This is a genomic window from Mycobacterium sp. SMC-16 (assembly GCF_046250085.1).
In the GTDB taxonomy this organism is placed as follows: domain Bacteria; phylum Actinomycetota; class Actinomycetes; order Mycobacteriales; family Mycobacteriaceae; genus Mycobacterium; species Mycobacterium phocaicum.
Genome location: NZ_CP176427.1, coordinates 5,183,687 through 5,202,385, shown reverse-complemented (window position 1 = coordinate 5,202,385; position 18,699 = coordinate 5,183,687). Strand labels below are relative to the sequence as shown.

Here is an 18,699-nt window from a genome sequence, read left to right as displayed (position 1 = left end):
ATGACGTTGCGGGGGCGCTTTTTTGCCGGGCCTACAACGCAGCAGCGACATCCCAGATCGGTTCGAGCGCCGCGACGCCCGTACGGACGAGAGGGCTCAGCACGATGTCCGTCGCACCCGCCGCGAGGTACCGCCGCAGTTGCGCGGACACCTGCGCGGCAGTGCCGACCGCCGCGAGATCGATGACGGAGTCGACGCCTTCACGTTCGATCACCTTCGCGTACGACGGGATGGTGGTGTAGAACTCGAGGGCCTCGGCCGCGCGGGCCCGGCCGTCGTCGACGTCGTCGGTCACGAGGACCGGTACCGCGGCGATGACCTTGGGCGCGGGCCGGCCGGCTGCGCTGGCTGCCGCGGTGATGGTCGGCACGATGAAATCCTCGACGGTGCGCGGCCCGGCCAGATAGGGCAGCGTGCCGTCCGCCAATTCTCCTGTCACGCGTAATGCCTTGGGTCCCATGGCCGCGACGTAGACCTGTAGGGGAGTCCCGCCGGCGATCGTCACCGGGAACTGCGGGGCCGCGGTGAACTCGTCGCCGTGGAAGTCGACGGTGCCGGTGTCCAGGATCGACCGGAGCACCTGCAGGTGTTCGCGCAGTCGGCCGATGGTGTTGGGCCATGCGGTGCCGAAAGCCACCTGTTCGGGACCATGCGCCCCCAGACCGAGGCCGAGGCTGAAGTTGCCGCCGGTGGCCGCTTGGGCGGTCAGTGCCTGGGAGGCGAGCGTCAGCGGATGGCGCGGGTTGACCGGTACGACGAACGTGCCGACGCCGAGCCCCGGCACGGCGGCACCGACGTAACCGGCCAGCGAGATGGCGTCGTGGTCGAACTGCTGGGCTATCCACACTTGTTCCACGCCGGCGTTGTAGGCGCGGCGGGCCTGGTCGATCGCGGCAGCGACATGATTGGGGGAACTACGGTCGGGATCGAGCACAACTCCGGTCGGCATATCAACGACAACCACCGGGGCCGCGCCCCTGATTCCGCACACAAAAGAAAAACTCCCCCAGAACGAAACTCGTTCTGGGGGAGCTTTTTTGAGCTACCTACTTGGCGGCCTCGGCCTTCGCGGCCTTGTCCTTCTTCTGCTTCTCGGCCTTCTTGGGCTTTTCGGCCTTCGGCTTGTCAGCCTTGTCGGACTTGTCTTTCTTCGGCTTGTCCTTCTTGGCCTTGGTGGGCTTGTCCTCGGCGCCCTTGGTGGTGTTTCCCGCGGTCGCGTCGTCGGCCTTGGTGTCCCCGGCCTTCGCGTCGTCGGCCTTGGTGCTGTCGACCTGCGAGGCCTTGGTCTCGGCGACGGCCTTGCCGGTCTTGTCCTTGCCACCGGCGGGCTTGAGGGCAGAGACCTGCTTGGCGAGCGTCGGCGTGACCGCGGGCTTGTCGGCGCTGTCGGTGTCCTTCGCCGCGGTGGCATTCGGGGTGACGGCCTGCACGGATGCCGGCGGCGGTGCCGCCTTGAAGACGGTGCCGGTCTGGATGGACTTCACGACGCTCTTGACCATGTTGACCGGCAGATTCACGACGGCCTTGGCGGTGTCGAACACCCCGTCGCGAATGGCATTGGCGATGTTCGAGATGTTGCCGCTGCGGAGGGCAGTGGCCACGTTGTAGAGCGCCATCTGCGGCACCTTGACGGCGTCGCGGACGTTGACGAACAGCTTGGTGGGCAGCGCCGGGTTCTGCGTGACGGCGATGCCGCCCCAGTCCTCCAGGGTCCAGCCGTCCTCAGGGTTGCCGGTCACGGTGACGATCTCGGTGTTGCCCAGCGGGTGCTTCAGCATCAGCGTGAGGTCGGGGTTCTGCACGTTCATCAGGGTCCACGCCATGATCGACATGCCGTGCGCGAAGGCGACCGGGTTCTGCGCGCCACTGGCGTAGATGTCGTCGACCGCGCCGTTGAACCGGTCCTGGAAGACCATGCCGTTCGCGTCGGGCGAACCGGGCATCGGCATCAGCAGGTTGCCGGTGGCCCACGACAGCGGGATCAGGGCGTAGAGGATGCGGGCGAAGCCGGAGTCCTGCGACTGGCCTTCGAAGATGCCGGCCTGCACCTCATGGAGGCCGTTCAGCACTGTCACCGGCATGCCGGTCGCGGTGGCGTACGGCGCAGCGGTCTGCTGGGTGCGCACCATGTCGGAGGCGAAGATCGCGTCGTGCGCCAGGCCGTCATTGGCGAGGACGCCGGCAACGGTCTGGGCCTGCGTCTGACCTGTCGCCGTCAGGTCCGGGCCCGGGATCTTGGTGTCGATCAGGCCCGAGGCGTTGCCCTCGGATTCGCCGTGCCGGACGAACGTGATGGTGATGTTGGTTGCGGCCCAGGCCGAGAAGGCCGAGGTGAGGAACATGAAGACGGCGGCGAGCAGCACCGCCGCGCTTCGTGCTCCGCGTTTGAACGTCCGGCTGCGTGACAGCCCCCGACGGAACGTTGATGACATAGACGGCTCCATAGTGTTGCCCTGGATGTGTGCAGGGCCACACTATGTACACATCTATGAATCTGTCTAGTCCGTTCCGTCAATTAATCGGAAAACTTTGCTGGCGGACCAACAGTGCCGCGGCTAACCCGCCGGGTGGTGCTGCTCCCACTGGAAGCCGGCGACGTCGTACTGGCTGACGGCTTTGTCGGTGTTGCCACGGTTCGGATTCAATTCGCTTCCCGCGTAATGCTGTTCCGCATTGGCGAAACCCTTGCTGCTGAAGCCCGGCGGCTTCAGAGCGGGGTCGTCGCTCGCCTCCTTGCCGGGCTGGCCGGTGGTGCCGGGAGCGTGGGGGTTGTCGGCGAGGGCGATGCCAGCGGGCGACAGCGCGACAAATGCGGTGACCACACACGGCACGATGATGGAGCGCTTCATGAGATTTCTCCGATCGTGAGAGCCCCTTTCGGATCACGATCGCCCGGCCTGATCGGTTCACCGCCCACAAAAAACTCCCCTGGAACGACGTGCGTCCCAGGGGAGTTCTCGGTCGGTGCTCAGGCCGGGTCGAGCAGGATGATCGGAATCTTGCGGTCGGTGTGCGACCGGTAGTCGACGAAGTCCGGGTACATGGCGTCGAGCTTGGGCCAGTACTCGTCGCGTTCGGCATCGGTGGCCTCGCGCGCGAGCAGCTGCAGCTTCTCGCCGCGCACCTGGAACTTCACCTTGGGGTTGGCAACCAGGTTCAGGTACCACATCGGGTGGGTGTCGCGACCGCCCTGTGAGGCGACGACGACGATCCGGTCGCCTTCGCGCAGGTACAACAGCGGGCTGTCACGCGGCTCGCCGGATTTGCGGCCGATGGTGGTCAGGATCCCGACGGGCGGGGGCGTGGCGACGGGCTTGGAGCCCAGTCGCCACTTGGCGCCGATCCGGCCGTCGGTGGCCCGGAACGCCCAGGTGTTGATTCGCGACATCCATTTGAAGCCGACCTGCATTCCCTTGGAATTCAGGATCTTCAGCTGCCTGTCGCTCATTTCCCCGTCGGCCATGGTGGCGACCCTGCTCCTCGCTCTAGATGCGCTCGATGATCGTGCCGGTGGACAGCGCGCCGCCGGCGCACATCGTGATGAGCGCGGTCGACTTGCCGGTCCGTTCCAGTTCGTGCAGCGCGGTCGTGATGAGCCGCGAGCCGGTGGAACCGACCGGGTGGCCCAGCGCGATGGCGCCGCCGTTGACGTTGACCTTATCCATGTCGGCCTTGTGCACCTGAGCCCAGGACAGCACGACGGACGCGAACGCTTCGTTGATCTCGACCAGGTCGATGTCGGCCATCGACATGCGCGCCTTCTCGAGCACCTTGGCGGTCGACTGCACCGGGCCGTCCAGGTGGTAGTAGGTCTCCGCGCCGACGTTGGCCTGCGCGATGATCCGGGCGCGGGGCGTGAATCCGAGGGCCTTCGCCTTGTCCTCGTCCATCCACAGCACCGCGGCCGCGCCGTCGGAAATCTGCGACGAGGTACCGGCGGTGTGGATGCCGCCCTCGATGACCGGCTTCAGCGCCGCCAGGCCCTCGAGGGTGGTGTCGCGCAGACCCTGGTCGCGGGTGACCCAGTTCAGCTCGGCGGTCGGCTGCTTGTTCTCGTCGATGACCGGCGCCTCGATGGGCGAGATCTCACGGTCGAAGCGCCCCTCGGCCCATGCCTGCTTGGCCTTGGCCTGCGAGGCGAAGCCCAGCGCGTCGATGTCGGCGCGGGTGATGCCCCGGCGGTTGGCGATGCGCTCGGCGGCCTCGAACTGGTTGGGCAGGTCGATGTCCCACGACGCGGCGCGGGCGCCACCGCCGTTGGCGCCCAACGGCACCCGGCTCATGGCTTCGATGCCGCAGGCGATGCCGATGTCGATGGCGCCGGTGGCGATCAGACCCGCGATGAGGTGGTTGGCCTGCTGGGCGCTGCCGCACTGGCAGTCGATGGTGGTGGCGCCGACATGCTCGGGCAATCCGGCGACCAGCCAGGACTGGCGAGTGATGTTGTTGCCCTGCTCGCCGTACTGCGTGACGCAGCCGCCGATGAGCTGCTCGATGTCGCCGGCATCGAGCCCGGCCTTCTCGACGAGAGCCTTCTGCGTGGCGCCCAGAAGTTCGGTCGCGTGCAGGCCGGACAGCCAGCCACCCCGCTTGCCGATGGGGCTACGAGTGGCTTCAACGATGACAGGATTACCCATGAGCTCAGGCTAGAACACGTTTCATTACTCTGACAAGCAACGATCGGGACGTGCCTTTTATCTGCGGTGAAGGCGTGTTTCAATGGTCGCAACGCCGAACTAGAAGGATTTGTCTCGGAACCCGGTTCTGAGGCGTTGGATTCCCCGAGGAGACACCATGCCCTGCCCGATCCCGTCCGACTTCGACTTGCTGGACGCGAACCTGAACCTCCAAGGCCTGCCCATCGAGGAGCTCGCCGCCCTGCGTAAGTCAGAGCCGGTGCACTGGGTGGACGTGCCCGGCGGCACCGGTGGCTTCGGTGACAAGGGGTACTGGATCGTCACCCGCTACGAGGACGTCAAAGAGGTCTCGAAGCGCAACGACATCTTCGGCAGCGCACCCGACGGCGCCATTCCGGTGTGGCCGCAGGCCATGACCCGCGAGGCCGTCGACGTGCAGCGCGCGGTGCTGCTCAACATGGACGCCCCGCAGCACACCCGGTTGCGCAAGATCATCTCCCGCGGCTTCACCCCGCGTGCCATCGGCCGCCTGCAGGCCGAGCTGAACGAGCGGGCACAGAAGATCGCCGAGACCGCGGCCGCGTCCGGCACCGGCGACTTCGTCGAGCAGGTCTCGTGTGAGTTGCCGCTGCAGGCCATCGCCGGTCTGCTCGGTGTGCCGCAGGAAGACCGCGACAAGCTGTTCAACTGGTCCAACGAGATGACGGCCGGCGAGGACCCCGAGTACGCGCACATCGATCCGGCGGCGTCGTCGTTCGAGCTGATCACTTACGCCATGGGTATGGCCGCCGAGCGCTCGAAGAACCCGACCGAAGACATCGTCACCCAGCTGGTGCAGGCAGACATCGAGGGCGAGAAGCTGTCCGACGACGAGTTCGGCTTCTTCGTCGTGATGCTGGCCGTGGCCGGCAACGAGACCACCCGTAACTCGATCACGCACGGCATGATCGCCTTCGCGCAGAACCCCGACCAGTGGGAGCTGTACAAGAAGGAACGCCCGGAGAGCGCCGCGGACGAGATCGTCCGTTGGGCCACACCGGTTTCCGCGTTCCAGCGCACCGCACTCGAGGACACCGAGCTCGGTGGCGTGAAGATCAAGAAGGGCGAGCGGGTCGTCATGTCCTACCGCTCGGCCAACTTCGATGACGAGGTGTTCGAGGATCCGCACACCTTCAACATCATGCGGACGCCGAACCAGCACGTCGGCTTCGGTGGCACCGGCGCGCACTACTGCATCGGCGCCAACCTGGCGCGCATGACCATCAACCTGATGTTCAACGCCATTGCCGACCACATGCCGGACCTGGCCTCGATCGGTGAGCCCGAGCGGCTGATGTCGGGCTGGCTCAACGGCATCAAGCACTGGCAGGTTGACTACACGGGTAAGTGCCCCGTCCAGCACTGACGGCGACTGACTGCAGTAGTCCGGTAACACGAATCAAGGAGGATTCGGGTGGATTTCACACCGAGCCCCGAGCAGCAGGCTGTCGCCGATGTGGTGACATCTGTGCTCGAGCGGGAAAACACTTGGGACGCACTGGTTTCCGGTGGCGTCGTGGCACTTGCGGTGCCGGACCGCTTGGGCGGTGACGGGCTGGGGCTGCCGGAGGCGGCCACCGCGCTGACCGAGATCGGTCGGCGCGGCACCACCGGTCCGGCGCTGGCCACGATCGGGCTCGCCCTGGTTCCGCTGGTCGACCTGGCCACCGAAGCGCAGCAGGACCGGTATCTCGCGGGTGTCGCCTCGGGTGCGGTGCTGTCCGCCGCGCTGAACGAGGCCGGCAACCAGCTGCCGGAGAAGCCGTCGACGAGCTATGCGGGCGGCAAGCTCAACGGCACCAAAATCGGTGTGCCCTATGCCGAGACGGCGCAGTGGCTGCTGGTCACCACCGACAGTGGGGTTGTCGTGGTGTCGCCCACGGCCGCCGGTGTGACGGTCGAGAAGACCCCGACCGCCAACGGGTCCGATGAATACGTCGTCACCTTCACCGACGTGGCAGTGGCCGACGACGAAGTGCTGGCCGGTGCCACGGTCGCGCGGGTGAACGAGCTGGCGCTGGCCATGATCGGCGCATTCGGTGCCGGGCTGGTGGCCGGTGCGCTGCGGCTGACCGCCGACTACACCGCGACGCGCGAACAGTTCGGCCGGCCGCTGTCGACCTTCCAGACCGTGGCAGCGCAGCTGTCCGAGGTCTACATCGCTTCGCGGACAATCGATCTGGTCTCCACATCGGTGGTGTGGCGGTTGTCGGAGGGACTCGACGCAGCCGAGGACCTGGCCATCCTGGGCTACTGGCTGACCTCGCAGGCCCCGCCGGCCATGCGGCTGTGCCATCACCTGCACGGCGGCATGGGCATGGACATCACCTACCCGATGGACCGCTACTACTCCTCGATCAAGGACCTCAACCGCCTGCTCGGGGGTCCGTCGCACCGTCTCGATCTGGTGGGAGCCTGATGTTTATCGACCTGACCGCGGAACAGCGCAAGCTGCAATCCGAACTGCGCGAGTACTTTTCGACGCTGATCACGCCCGAAGAGGCGGCGGCGATGGAGACCGACCGGCACAACGAGGCCTACCGCGCCGTCATCAAGCGCATGGGCAGCGACGGCAAGCTCGGTGTGGGCTGGCCCAAGGAGTACGGTGGCCTGGGCTTCGGGCCCATCGAGCAGCAGATCTTCATCAACGAGGCCAACCGCGCCGACATCCCGCTGCCGATGGTCACGCTGCAGACCGTGGGACCCACCCTGCAGCTGCTCGGCACCGAGGAACAGAAGAAGAAGTTCCTGCCCGGAATCCTTTCCGGTGAAGTGCATTTCGCGATCGGTTACTCCGAGCCCGAAGCCGGCACCGACCTGGCGTCGCTGCGGACCACCGCGGTGCGGCACGGCGACGAGTACATCGTCAACGGTCAGAAGATGTGGACCACCGGCGCCCACGACGCCGACTACGTGTGGCTGGCCTGCCGCACCGACCCGACCGCGGCGAAGCACAAGGGCATCTCGATCCTGATCGTCGACACCAAGGACCCGGGCTACTCGTGGACCCCGATCATCCTGTCCGACGGTGCGCACCACACCAACACGACGTACTACAACGATGTGCGGGTGCCCGCCGACATGCTGGTCGGCGAGGAGAACGGCGGCTGGAAGCTGATCACCACGCAGCTCAACCATGAGCGCGTCGGCCTCGGCCCGGCCGGTCGCGTGGCCGGCATCTACGAGCAGGTGCACGCGTGGGCTTCCGAAGCGGGCTCCGATGGCGTTGTCCCGCTGGACAATCCGGAGGCCAAGCGGCTGCTGGGGCAGATCAAGTCGATCATGCGGCTCAACGAACTGCTCAACTGGCAGGTCGCGTCGTCCGGCGAGAACATCGCCGTCGCCGACGCGGCCGCGACGAAAGTGTTCTCCACCGAGCGCATCCAGGAAGTGAGCCGGTTGGCCGAAGAGGTCGTCGGACGCTTCGGCAACCCGGCCGACAAGCACACCGCAACGGTGCTGCAGTGGCTGGACACCATGGCCAAGCGCAACTTGGTCATCACGTTCGGTGGCGGGGTCAACGAGGTCATGCGCGAGATGATCGCGGCATCGGGCCTCAAGGTGCCGCGGGTTTCGCGGTAGGAGGGCGATCGATGACTGATCTTCAGGCCGGTATCGACGAGATCGTCGCATCCGGACGCAGCAAGCCGACCCTGAGCCGGGACCCGGTGAACCAGCCCATGATTCACCACTGGGTCGACGCGATCGGCGACAAGAACCCGATCTACGTCGACGAGGAGGCCGCCAAGGCCGCCGGTCACCCCGGCATCGTGGCGCCGCCCGCCATGATCCAGGTCTGGACCATGATGGGCCTGGGCCGCAGCCGGTCCGACGATGATCCGCTGGCCCGGATCATGAAGTTGTTCGATGACGCCGGGTACGTCGGCGTCGTCGCCACCAACTGCGACCAGACCTACCACCGCTACCTGCAGCCGGGCGAGCGCGTCAGCATCAGCGCCGAGGTCACCGACGTGGTCGGCCCGAAGCAGACCGCGCTGGGCGAGGGCTACTTCGTCAACCAGAAGATCCGGTGGCATGTCGGTGACGAGGAAGTCGCCGACATGGACTGGCGCATCATGAAGTTCCTGCCCGCCAACAAGCAGGGCAAGGAGGCAGCCGAAACCGGTTCCATCCCAGCCGATCTGGACCCGGACAAGCTGATGCGCCCGTCGTCGTCGCGCGACACCCAGTTCTTCTGGGACGGCGTCAACGCGCACGAACTGCGGATCCAGAAGCGGCCCGACGGCTCGCTGCAGCACCCGCCGGTGCCCGCGATCTGGCAGGACAAAGATGCTCCGATCGACTACGTCGTCTCGTCGGGCCGCGGCACGGTGTTCAGCTACGTCGTGCACCACGCGCCGAAGGTGCCCGGCCGCAGCCTGCCGTTCATCATCGCGCTCGTCGAACTCGAAGAGGGCGTGCGCATGCTCGGCGAGCTGCGCGGCGTCGAGCATGACGACGTGAAGATCGGAATGCCGGTCAGCGCAACGTTCCTCGACTTCCCGGACAGCGATGTCAGTCCGGCCTGGAGCCTGTACGCATGGGAGGCCGCAAAGTGACCGCCACTGTGAGCACCGCCGTGGGCACCAAACTGCCCGAACTCTCGATCTACGGTGACCCGACGTTCATCGTGTCGACCGCCATTGCCACCCGGGACTACCAGGACGTGCACCACGACCGGGACAAGGCACAGGCCAAGGGCTCCAAGGACATTTTCGTCAACATCCTGACCGACACCGGTCTGGTGGGGCGTTACGTCACCGACTGGGCGGGCCCGAACGCCATCATCAAGTCGATCAAGTTGCGCCTCGGGGTGCCGTGGTACGCCTACGACACCATCACCTTCCGTGGCGAGGTGACCGCGGTCGAAGGCGACCTCGTGACGCTGAAAGTGGTGGGCAGCAACAGTCTTGGTGATCACGTCATCGCCACCTCCACGCTGACCATGGGAGCCGCGCAGTGAGCATCTCCGGCAAGGCCGTCATCGCCGGTATCGGCGCCACCGACTTCTCCAAGAACTCCGGCCGCAGTGAACTGCGGCTGGCTGCCGAGGCAGTCACCGACGCGCTGAACGACGCGGGCCTGTCGCCCAAGGACGTCGACGGTCTGGTGACCTTCACCATGGACTCCAACCTGGAGACCGCGGTGGCCCGCTCCACCGGCATCGGGGACCTGAAGTTCTTCAGCCAGATCGGCTACGGCGGCGGCGCCGCGGCCGCGACCGTGCAGCAGGCCGTGCTGGCGGTGGCGTCCGGTATCGCGGAAGTCGTTGTGGCATACCGGGCTTTCAACGAGCGTTCGGAGCACCGCTTCGGCCAGGTGATGACGGGTCTGACCGTCAACGCCGACTCCCGCGGTGTCGAGTACAGCTGGTCGTACCCGCACGGGCTGAGCACGCCGGCCGCCTCGGTCGCCATGGTCGCGCAGCGTTACATGCACGAATACGGCGCCACCAGTGCCGATTTCGGTGTGGTGTCGGTGGCCGACCGCAAGCACGCGGCGACCAACCCGAAGGCGCACTTCTACGGCAAGCCGATCACCATCGAAGACCACCAGAACTCGCGGTGGATCGCGGAGCCGCTGCGCCTGCTGGACTGCTGCCAGGAGACCGACGGTGGTGTCGCGATCGTCGTGACCACGCCGGAGCGCGCCAAGGATCTCAAGCAGCGTCCGGTCGTCGTCGAGGCGGCGGCGCAGGCAGCGGGTGAAGACCAGTTCACCATGTACTCGTACTACCGCGACGAGCTCGGCCTGCCCGAGATGGGCCTGGTCGGCAAGCAGCTGTGGGGCCAGAGTGGCCTGACGCCCAACGACATTCAGACCGCGATCCTGTACGACCACTTCACCCCGTACACCCTGATCCAGCTCGAAGAGCTCGGTTTCTGTGGCCGGGGCGAGGCCAAGGACTTCATCGCGAACGGCGCGATCGAGCTCGGTGGCAAGCTGCCGATCAACACGCACGGCGGTCAGCTCGGTGAGGCCTACATCCACGGCATGAACGGCATCGCCGAGGGGGTTCGGCAGCTGCGTGGTACCTCGGTCAACCAGGTGCCCGATGTCGAGCACGTACTCGTCACCGCCGGCACCGGCGTCCCGACGTCAGGCCTGATCCTGGGCTGATTTCGCCTCGCAAACTGCCCCCCTTCCACGGAATGGGGGCAGTTTTGCTTTCAATGGGGGTAGTCCTACTCATCCGAACTCCAATGGCTCGGCGCGATGATGACCTGCATGACCGAACCGCAGCGGGCGATGGTTGCCCGGCTCTCCCAGGATGTCGCAGCGATCTCCCATCATCTGGCCTGGGTCTCGGCCTGCCTCACCGAACTGGATCGGTCGATGGCGTACCAGCATCCGGCTGCGCAGCCCGTCGCATATGCGGCGCCGCAACAGTATTGGCAGCCGCCCCAGACCACGCCGGCCGCGGGACCGGCACCTCAACCGGCACCCGAGCCAATGCCGCCGACAGCGGCGCCGCACCCGCAGGCCCAGCAGCAGCCGCCGAGACCCGAGCGCTCGGACGGCTGGATCGGCAAAGCGTTGGCCGCCGCCGGTGTCGCGGTGACGCTGATCGGCGTCGCCCTGCTGCTGGTGCTCGCCGCGCAGGCCGGGCTGCTGCGGCCCGAGTTCCGCGTCGGCGCGGGGGCCGTCCTGGCTGCGGGTCTGGTGGCCGGCGCGATGCGCCTGAAGACGCGCCCCGGCGGCACAGTCGGTGCGGTTGCCCTGGCCGCCACCGGTATCGCCGCGGCGTACATCGACGTCGTGGCCGTCACCACGATTTACGAATGGCTGTCTGCGCCAGTCGGTTTGGTGCTGGCGGCGGTGATAGGTGGCGGCGGCCTGACCCTGGCCCGGCGCTGGGATTCCCAGCAGCTCGCGCTGCTGGTGCTGGTACCCCTGGCCGTGCTGGCGCCCGTGGTGGCCGACGGCGTCTCGCTGCTGCTGATCGGGTTCATGTTGGCGCTGTCCGCGGCGTCGCTGCCGGTGCAACTCGGCAAGGACTGGGTCGCGATGTTCGTGGCCCGCACCGCCGTCTGCACCTTCCCCATGCTGGTCGCGTTGGCCTCGGCGGCGTTCGGCACGGACCGGAATCCCGGACTGGCGGGGGCCTGCGCGGCGGCAGCAGTGCTGGCCGTCGCGGGTGCGGTGCTCCTGTTGCCCAAGACGTCCAACCGTTCGTTGCTGGCCGTGGCCACCGCGGGCGGTGCGCTGCCGGTGCTGTTCGTCTCGGCGGTGGTCGGTCCGCTGATCGCCGCGTCGATCATCGCTGCGGTGGCGGCTCTGTTCCTGGCCGTCGTGCTGGCCGGCAATCGACTGCCCGGCGTCGCCGGTGTGGTGCGGCGGATCTGGTCGGCGGTGGCGGCGGTCCACGCGCTGGTCGCGGTGCTGGTGGCCTTCGGCGGCAGGACCGGCGGTGCCGTGCTGCTCGTGATGTCGGTCGTCGTGGCCGTCGCCGGGCGTCGTGACGCTATCGCCCGCTGGGTCGCTGCCGGGTTCGGGGCCGTGGGCGGTGCCGTCTATCTCAGCTACTCGCCGCCGGACCTGCTGTTCCGCGCAGTGGAGCTGACTACCCACGGCGCCGTGTCCACCATCATCGCCAGCATCCTTGCGGTGGCCAGTGCGGTGGCCGTGGTGTGGTCGTGGGCCGGCAGGCGTGACGACGACGAGATGCGGCTGATGTGGGCGGGCGCGGTCGTGGTCGCCGCCTACGCGTCCACGATGTCGACGGTCACCGCGGGCGTGCTGATCGGCGGTGTGAAGGGCGGTTTCTTCGCGGGCCACATGGTCGCGACGATCGGCTGGATCGCCGTGGCAGCCGCGTTGTTCGCGTACGCGGCGCGCCAGCCGAGGGCGCAGCGGTCCCTGCCCATCGGCGGCGGCCTGACGCTGGTGGCGGCCGCGATGGCCAAGCTCTTCCTGTTCGATCTGGGAACTCTGAGCGGCATGTTCCGGGTGGCGGTGTTCATCGTCGTCGGCCTCGTGCTGCTGGCGATGGGGACCGGCTATGCCCGGCTGCTCGCCCGACAGGATCAGCCGAATCCGTAGACCGGCCCACCGTCAGTTTGCGTCGGGTAGGTGGCCGTCGGGGCGGTAGGCTCGAACCGACGCGGTATGTCTGGGGAAGGGGGCCGTGTCTATGGGGATTCAGCCGGACAGCAGTCCGTTCGGATCGCAGACGGTGACGGGCCCGGGGTGGCCCAACGTCAATGAGGAACAGCTCGAAGAAGCTGCCGCCCACTATACGAAGCTGGCCACCAAGATCAGCGGATCAGTGGTGCCCCAGCAGACCAGCCAGCTGATGAACCTCACCGACCAGTGGCAGGGCGCGGCTTCGCTGGCGGCGGCGGGCGAGGCCGGCACCATCATCGGCGGCCACGAGGCCAATGGCGCGCAGGCGGCGGCCATCGCCGCCAAGCTGCAGTCCATGGTGGCCGCGGTCGTCAAGACCAAGAACCTGGTGAACGCCACCGCCGAGGAAGTCCAGGCGGAGTGCATGGCTCTGTCGGCGGCGCCGTTCCCCAACGTGCAGGAGCTGATCCAGAGCCGGATCAAGATGGGCCTGTCCCAGAACATCGCCGCGGTGACGGCCAGTGCCACCGAGGTGGCCAACTTCGTCGGCGCGCCCCCGAGCATCCCGACGGCCGGCGTGCCGCCGCAGGTGGCGCAGACTGCGCAGAAAACCGCGGAGTCGGCGGGCAAGGGCGGCGACCAGATGGGCCAGATGATGGGCCAGATGATGCAGATGGCCGGTCAGCTCCCGCAGATGCTCGGGCAGCTGCCGCAGCAGGCCATGCAACCGCTGCAACAACTTTCGCAGCCGCTGCAGCAGTTGACGTCCCTGTTCCAGGGCGGCGGTCAGGGCAAGGCCGGCCTCGGCGCGTCGCCGTTCGGCGCGTTCTCGAATCATCCGCTGGCCGGTGGTTCCGGGGCCGCCCACGGCGCAGGGTTGATGAAGGGCGGCATGCCCGGCGGTGGCGGCGGTGGTGTGGGCGCGGCTTCCGTGCAGACGCCGCTGCTGGCCAAGATGGTCGGCCCCGGTCCGGCCGGACCCGGGGTGATGCCGGCGAGCGCCGCGGCCGGCATGGGTGCCGGCGGCCTGGCTCCGGTCGCGGCCGCCGCAGGTGCAGGTGGCGCGATGGGTGCCATGGGCGGCATGGGGCACCGCGAAGGTGGTGGCGGCGGGGGCCGCATCACCCAGCTGGCGGTGCCCGAAGCGCTCGATCACGGTTCCTATGACGAAGACATCGACGACGACTGGTGAGTAGGGGGGATATCTGATGTCGATGATGAAGACACCGGACAACATCAGCTGGAACGCGGCTTCCGTCGAGCTGCCCGAGATGCCGATGATCCAGCCCGGCGAGGACGCCATGAGCGCAACCATCGCCGCGGTCCTGCCGGCCATGGCCGCCGACATGACCGCCAATGTGGCGTCGCTGCAGGCCAAAGAGGGCATGTTCTCCGGCAAGGTCGGCATGGCCCAGTCGGCGTACGACAACGCCGACAGCAAGGGTGGCGAGGGCGTCGGCCAGATGGGCCAGATGCTCGGCCAGCTCGGCCAGATGGGCCAGCAGGCGGGTCAGATGGCCGGCCAGGGTGGCGGTCTGGGCCAGATGGGCCAGCAGGCCGGCCAGTTCGGCCAGATGATCCAGCAGGCCATGGGCAAGGGCGGCGGCAAGGAAGGCGGCATGCCGGGCGGCGAGCCCCCGGAGGGCCAGCCCGGTGGGCCGGCCGGCGGCGGCGCCCCCATGTCACCCGAGCAGCGTCAGGCGCAGCAGGACGCCCGGGAGAACCAGCAGAACAACCGGCAGTCCCAGCAGGACGCGCGCCAGCAACAGCAGGACAACCGGCAGTCGCAGCAGGACCGGCGCGAGGCCCAGCAGGACGCCCGCGATTCCCGTCGGCACACGTCCGCTCCGGCTCCGGCGGCACCGCCGGCGGCGGGTCCCAGTGCGGGCTCGCACAACGCCGGTCCGGCGCCGGTCGCGCCCGTGGCCCCGCCGCCGCAGCGTGGCGGTGACGTCGGCCGTCAGATGTAGTTACCGAAACAACAAGCCAGACAACGAAATTGGGGCCAGTCGCGAAATCGCGACTGGCCCCAATTCGATGGTTGACGGTTAGGAAGCGGGGGCCGGAGCGGGGGTCGGGGTGACCGGCGCAGCCGGAGCGGCCTGCTGGTTACCGGCCGGGGCGGTGGTGCCCTGGCCCGCGCTGGAGGCCGGCTGGCCGGCGATGGCCTGGCTCGGGGCCGGAGCCGGCGCCGGGGTCAGCGGAGCCTGCGAGACGGCGCCACCGGCAGTGGCAGCGGTGCCCGGGCCGCTTTCGGCGGCGGTGGGAACCGGAGCGGCCTCCGGGGCCTGGCCGGCGGCCGGAGGCGTGGCCGGGGTGCCCGCGGGGGTACCGGCCGGAGTGCCCGCCGGAACCTGGGCGCCGGCCGGAGCCGGTGCGTCAGCAGCCGGGGTGCCGGCCGGGGCCGGAGCAACCGCCGGGGTGCCGGCCGGGGTGGCGGCAGGGGTCTCACCGTTCGGCGTCGCCGCCGGAACCTGACCGGTGGTGGTGCCGGCCGGAGGCTGCGCGCCCGCGGCGGCGGGAACCGAGCCGGCCGGGGTGGCGCCGGGCACGGCGCTGCCGAGACCGGCAGGAGCGGCCGCCGGGGCGGCAGCAGGAGCGGCGGCGGGAGCGGCAGCGGGCGCCGGGGTGGCGGCCGGGGCAGTGCCACGAGCCGGAGCGGCGGCGGGAGCGGCACCGGTGGCGGCTTCGGTGCCCTGCCACTTGAGCACCTCGCGGTCACCGTCGGTGTACACGACGCTGGTCGGCGCGGCGCCCGTCACATCGAAGTAGACCTTGCCCTTGGACTCTTGTCCCTCGGAGAGGCCGGCGGGGTTGAGGCCCTGCGGCGTGGCCGCGCCCCACAGCACGCGGTAGTTCTCACCGTCGGCGGTGCGGGCGTTCAGGTTCGGCACGAACGGCTGGGAGCTGCCGCGCTCAGCGGAGTACTCGGCCGTCGCTTCCCAGAGCGTGCCGTTGAGGTGCTGCGACAGCACGTCGGTGCTGGGCTTGAGGTTGCTGATCTGCCATTCCGCGACGGTGTTCCCGTCGACGAGCTTGCCGTCCTTGCCGAACGCAATGGTGGTCGGAGCGGGCGACACACTTGCGGGCTGAGTCGAGTCGGCCACGGCGAACGGCGTCGCGATCAGGCCGAATGCGGCGGCTGCGCCGATGGCGATGGTGATCTTGCGGGTACTCATGGTGATGTGGCTCCTTTGTCTCCAAGTCGTCCGACGGGCGGCTTCCCCCACGGAAGTTGAGTCACGAGTAATTGGACAATTACTGACTACTACGAAAACTAGCAGGTTAAGCGTCAGCTGTGGATACAGGTTGACGCGACAGCGGTGACCCGGCCGCTGCCCCTGGTTTGCCGGAATCGGCCGCCGAACAGGCGGCCGATTCCGTATACGTCCTGGTCAGGACGCGGTGAGCTCGATTCCAGCAAGCACGACGACGTTGTCCCGGCTCGGCGCCGTCAGCACGCCGGTGATTCGTTCACCGTCACGCCAAAGGTTGGCCTGCAAGGTTTCACCCGGGATAACGGTGCCCGCGAAGCGCGCGCCGTAGGACCGGACCCGGCCGGCGTCGCCGTCGAGCACGTTGTCGACGATGGCCTTGCAGCCGATGCCGTAGGTGCACAGACCGTGCAGGATCGGGCGGTCGAAGCCGGCGGCCTTGGCGAACGCCGGGTCCGAGTGCAGGGGATTGCGGTCACCGCAGAGTCGGTACAGCAGGGCCTGCTGCGGCAGCGTGGGCAGCGCGATCTGCAGGTCCGGTGCGCGGTCGGGCTCGGCTGCCGAGGTCGACGGACCCCGGTCGCCGCCGAAGCCGCCCTCACCGCGGGCGAAGATGGACCGCTTCTGCTTCCACAGCGGAGCGCCGTCGAGGGTGGTCACGGTCGTCTCCGACCAGATGACGGCGGCCTTGCCCTTGTCCCAGATCTCGGTGAACTTGGTGACGGCACGGCCCGTGCCCGACGGCGGGATCGGCGCATCGGTGTAGATGGCCTCGCTGGCGTGCAACACCCGGCTGAGTTCGATATCGATGCCCGGGAACTTGACCGTCGGCGCCTTGGTCTCGTGGAAGCTCTGCGCGACGTTGCCGAACGTCGGCAGCACCTGCGGCTTGTCGTCGATCAGGTAGCGCAGCTCGCGCTCGCTCATCGGGTCGGCGCCGGCTCCCAGGCCCAGGTGGTACAGCTGCACATCGCTGCTGCTCCACGAGAATTCGACGGGTGCGAGTTCGGCCCCGATGGCCTCGTCGAGATTGATCGGCATGTCAGCCCTTTCCTGCCACGTGAAGTGCCGCGAGGTATCCGAAGGTCATGGCGGGGCCGATGGTCCCGCCGGGGCCGGGGTAGGTGTGACCCATGACCGGACCGCTGACGTTGCCAGATGCGTACAGGCCCTCGATCACCGAGCCGTCCTCCCGCAGCGCGCGCCCGTGGATGTCGGTGACGATGCCGCCCTTGGTGCCGAGGTCGCCGGGCACCATCTTGGCCGCGTAGAACGGGCCGTGCTTGATCTCGCCCAGGTTCGGGTTCGGCTTGTTGGTCGGGTCGCCGTAGTAGCGGTCGTAGGCGCTGTTGCCGCGGCCGAAGTCCTCGTCGACACCGCTGCGGGCGAAGCCGTTGAAGCGCTCGATGGTGGCCTTGAGCTCATCGACGGGCAGGTTGGTGAGCTCCGCCAGTTCCTCGATGGTGTCGGCCTTGACGACGACGCCGGCCTCGGTCCACTTCTTCGGAATGCGTTGTCCCGGCTGCAGACCCGCGAAGATGTAGCGGTTGCGGTACTGCTGGTCGAAGAGCAACCACGCCGGCACGTTCTCGCCCGGGCCCTCGCCCTGGCCGTACTGGCCGCCGTACATGTGGTGGCAGGCCTCCACGTACGGCATCGACTCGTTCATGAACCGCTTGCCGTTCATGTTCACGATGATGGAGCCGGGGGAGTTGCGCTCGGACAGGGCGAACCACGGGTTGTCGGGCAGCGGCACCGTCGGCCCCCACCAGGCGTCTTCCATGATTTCCAGTGCGGCGCCGAGCTTTTCGGCGGCCAGGATGCCGTCGCCGGTGTTGGCCTTGGCGCCGACGGTCCAGTCGGTGGTGATCGGCTGGCGCTGGTACTTGGTGCGCATCTCCTGGTTCTTCTCGAAGCCACCGCTGCCCAGGATCACCGCACGACGGGCCCGGATCAGTTGCGGCTCAGCGCTTTCCGGAGCGTTGGTGTCACGGACGTAGATGCCGGCAACCCGGCCGTCCTCGTAGTACAGGTCGGTCAGCGCGGTGTTCAGCTGCACCGGGACGCCGGCCTTCTGCAGGCCGATGCGCAGCGGCGCGATCAGGGCGCGGCCCATACCGACCAGGTTCTTGCCGGTGGCGCCGGCCCAGGTGGCGCGGATGCCGACCTTGAGGCTGCGCAGCACGCCCCGCGGGTGGCGCTTGAGCTGGTTGAGCCGGACGTAATCCTGTTGCATCACAACCATGTTCAGCGGGACCTTGCCGTACGCCGGCTCCAGGCCCTTTTCGTCGACGCCGAGCTTCTTGGCGTTGAACGGCTTGGGCTCGACGGACCGTCCGCCGGCGCGGCCGCCTTCGACCTCCGGGTAGTAGTCGGAGTAGTTCGGCACCCAGCACAGCTTCAGCGGCGAGTTCTTGAGCACGAACGACAGCATCTCGGGGCCGCGCTGCAGGTAGGTGTCGATCTTCTCTGCGGGCACCACGTCGCCGACGATCTTGTGCAGGTAGGTGCGGGCTGCTTCCGGGGTGTCTTTTACCCCCGCACGCTGCAAAATCTCATTGTTCGGGATCCAGACGCCGCCACCTGACCGCGCAGTGGAACCTCCATAGTGTGGGGCCTTTTCTACGACTACTGTCGAAAGGCCCTGATGGGCTGCGGTGAGGGCGGCGACCATACCGGCTGCACCGCTGCCGACGACGACAACGTCGTACTCCTGTCCAGTCATGTAGAACACGTTATAG

General features: G+C 67.9%; 17 protein-coding genes. 9 read left to right on the top strand and 8 right to left on the bottom strand.

The genetic code is table 11. From position 1 onward, the window contains the following. Nucleotides 1-31: 31 nt before the first annotated feature. The 5 genes from ACJEIK_RS25385 to ACJEIK_RS25365 all read right to left on the bottom strand — a co-directional run bounded on the left by ACJEIK_RS25385 (nt 32) and on the right by ACJEIK_RS25365 (nt 4,637). Complete coding sequence (locus tag ACJEIK_RS25385) at nt 32-949, bottom strand: LLM class F420-dependent oxidoreductase (protein WP_135356015.1); 918 nt, start codon at nt 947-949, stop codon at nt 32-34. Nucleotides 950-1,046: 97 nt separating this feature from the next. Next, on the bottom strand, nt 1,047-2,432 hold the full coding sequence (locus ACJEIK_RS25380; RefSeq protein WP_409430468.1) for a histidine phosphatase family protein: 1,386 nt from the start codon (nt 2,430-2,432) through the stop codon (nt 1,047-1,049). Nucleotides 2,433-2,555: 123 nt separating this feature from the next. Then, complete coding sequence (locus ACJEIK_RS25375; protein ID WP_061006708.1) at nt 2,556-2,849, bottom strand: hypothetical protein; 294 nt, start codon at nt 2,847-2,849, stop codon at nt 2,556-2,558. A 119-nt stretch (nt 2,850-2,968) separates the two neighbouring features. Next, nucleotides 2,969-3,463 (bottom strand): nitroreductase family deazaflavin-dependent oxidoreductase, encoded by a 495-nt coding sequence (locus tag ACJEIK_RS25370; RefSeq protein ID WP_061006707.1) that lies wholly within the window; start codon nt 3,461-3,463, stop codon nt 2,969-2,971. Nucleotides 3,464-3,485: 22 nt separating this feature from the next. After that, nucleotides 3,486-4,637, bottom strand: coding sequence for a steroid 3-ketoacyl-CoA thiolase (locus ACJEIK_RS25365; RefSeq protein ID WP_061010174.1), 1,152 nt, complete (start codon nt 4,635-4,637; stop codon nt 3,486-3,488). 157 nt (nt 4,638-4,794) lie between these two features. Here ACJEIK_RS25365 and ACJEIK_RS25360 point away from each other — a divergent pair, with 157 nt between their 5' ends. The 9 genes from ACJEIK_RS25360 (at nt 4,795) to ACJEIK_RS25320 (ending at nt 14,713) form a co-directional block, all read left to right on the top strand. Continuing rightward, the gene (locus tag ACJEIK_RS25360) at nt 4,795-6,042 is read left to right on the top strand and encodes a cytochrome P450 (protein ID WP_061006575.1); all 1,248 of its coding nucleotides are present in this window, start codon (nt 4,795-4,797) and stop codon (nt 6,040-6,042) included. 48 nt (nt 6,043-6,090) lie between these two features. Continuing rightward, the gene (locus tag ACJEIK_RS25355; RefSeq protein ID WP_061010177.1) at nt 6,091-7,095 is read left to right on the top strand and encodes an acyl-CoA dehydrogenase family protein; all 1,005 of its coding nucleotides are present in this window, start codon (nt 6,091-6,093) and stop codon (nt 7,093-7,095) included. Beyond that, nucleotides 7,095-8,258, top strand: coding sequence for an acyl-CoA dehydrogenase FadE29 (fadE29, locus tag ACJEIK_RS25350; protein WP_409430467.1), 1,164 nt, complete (start codon nt 7,095-7,097; stop codon nt 8,256-8,258). The genes ACJEIK_RS25355 and fadE29 overlap by 1 nt, the downstream gene beginning before the upstream one ends. A gap of 11 nt (nt 8,259-8,269) precedes the next feature. Then, the gene (locus ACJEIK_RS25345) at nt 8,270-9,235 is read left to right on the top strand and encodes a bifunctional MaoC family dehydratase N-terminal/OB-fold nucleic acid binding domain-containing protein (protein WP_061006578.1); all 966 of its coding nucleotides are present in this window, start codon (nt 8,270-8,272) and stop codon (nt 9,233-9,235) included. Nucleotides 9,236-9,243: 8 nt separating this feature from the next. Beyond that, complete coding sequence (locus ACJEIK_RS25340; protein WP_409431759.1) at nt 9,244-9,639, top strand: MaoC family dehydratase; 396 nt, start codon at nt 9,244-9,246, stop codon at nt 9,637-9,639. Between the two features lie 2 nt (nt 9,640-9,641). Next, nucleotides 9,642-10,796: a lipid-transfer protein gene (locus ACJEIK_RS25335; RefSeq protein WP_204158543.1), complete on the top strand. Its 1,155-nt coding sequence runs from the start codon at nt 9,642-9,644 to the stop codon at nt 10,794-10,796. Nucleotides 10,797-10,904: 108 nt separating this feature from the next. Then, on the top strand, nt 10,905-12,719 hold the full coding sequence (locus ACJEIK_RS25330) for a DUF2339 domain-containing protein (protein ID WP_409430466.1): 1,815 nt from the start codon (nt 10,905-10,907) through the stop codon (nt 12,717-12,719). Between the two features lie 91 nt (nt 12,720-12,810). Continuing rightward, nucleotides 12,811-13,935 carry a hypothetical protein gene (locus tag ACJEIK_RS25325; RefSeq protein WP_267324363.1) on the top strand — a complete coding sequence of 375 codons (1,125 nt, stop codon included), beginning with the start codon at nt 12,811-12,813 and terminating at the stop codon, nt 13,933-13,935. 16 nt (nt 13,936-13,951) lie between these two features. After that, on the top strand, nt 13,952-14,713 hold the full coding sequence (locus ACJEIK_RS25320; RefSeq protein WP_409430465.1) for a hypothetical protein: 762 nt from the start codon (nt 13,952-13,954) through the stop codon (nt 14,711-14,713). A 78-nt stretch (nt 14,714-14,791) separates the two neighbouring features. Here the strand turns inward: ACJEIK_RS25320 and ACJEIK_RS25315 are convergent, their stop codons facing one another. From ACJEIK_RS25315 to kstD, 3 genes are all read right to left on the bottom strand, one after another. Next, on the bottom strand, nt 14,792-15,922 hold the full coding sequence (locus tag ACJEIK_RS25315; RefSeq protein ID WP_409430464.1) for a DUF1942 domain-containing protein: 1,131 nt from the start codon (nt 15,920-15,922) through the stop codon (nt 14,792-14,794). A 216-nt stretch (nt 15,923-16,138) separates the two neighbouring features. Then, on the bottom strand, nt 16,139-16,999 hold the full coding sequence (locus tag ACJEIK_RS25310; RefSeq protein ID WP_020100792.1) for a MaoC family dehydratase: 861 nt from the start codon (nt 16,997-16,999) through the stop codon (nt 16,139-16,141). Nucleotide 17,000: 1 nt separating this feature from the next. Further along, nucleotides 17,001-18,683: a 3-oxosteroid 1-dehydrogenase gene (kstD, locus tag ACJEIK_RS25305; protein ID WP_133426438.1), complete on the bottom strand. Its 1,683-nt coding sequence runs from the start codon at nt 18,681-18,683 to the stop codon at nt 17,001-17,003. Between the last annotated feature and the right edge of the window lie 16 nt (nt 18,684-18,699).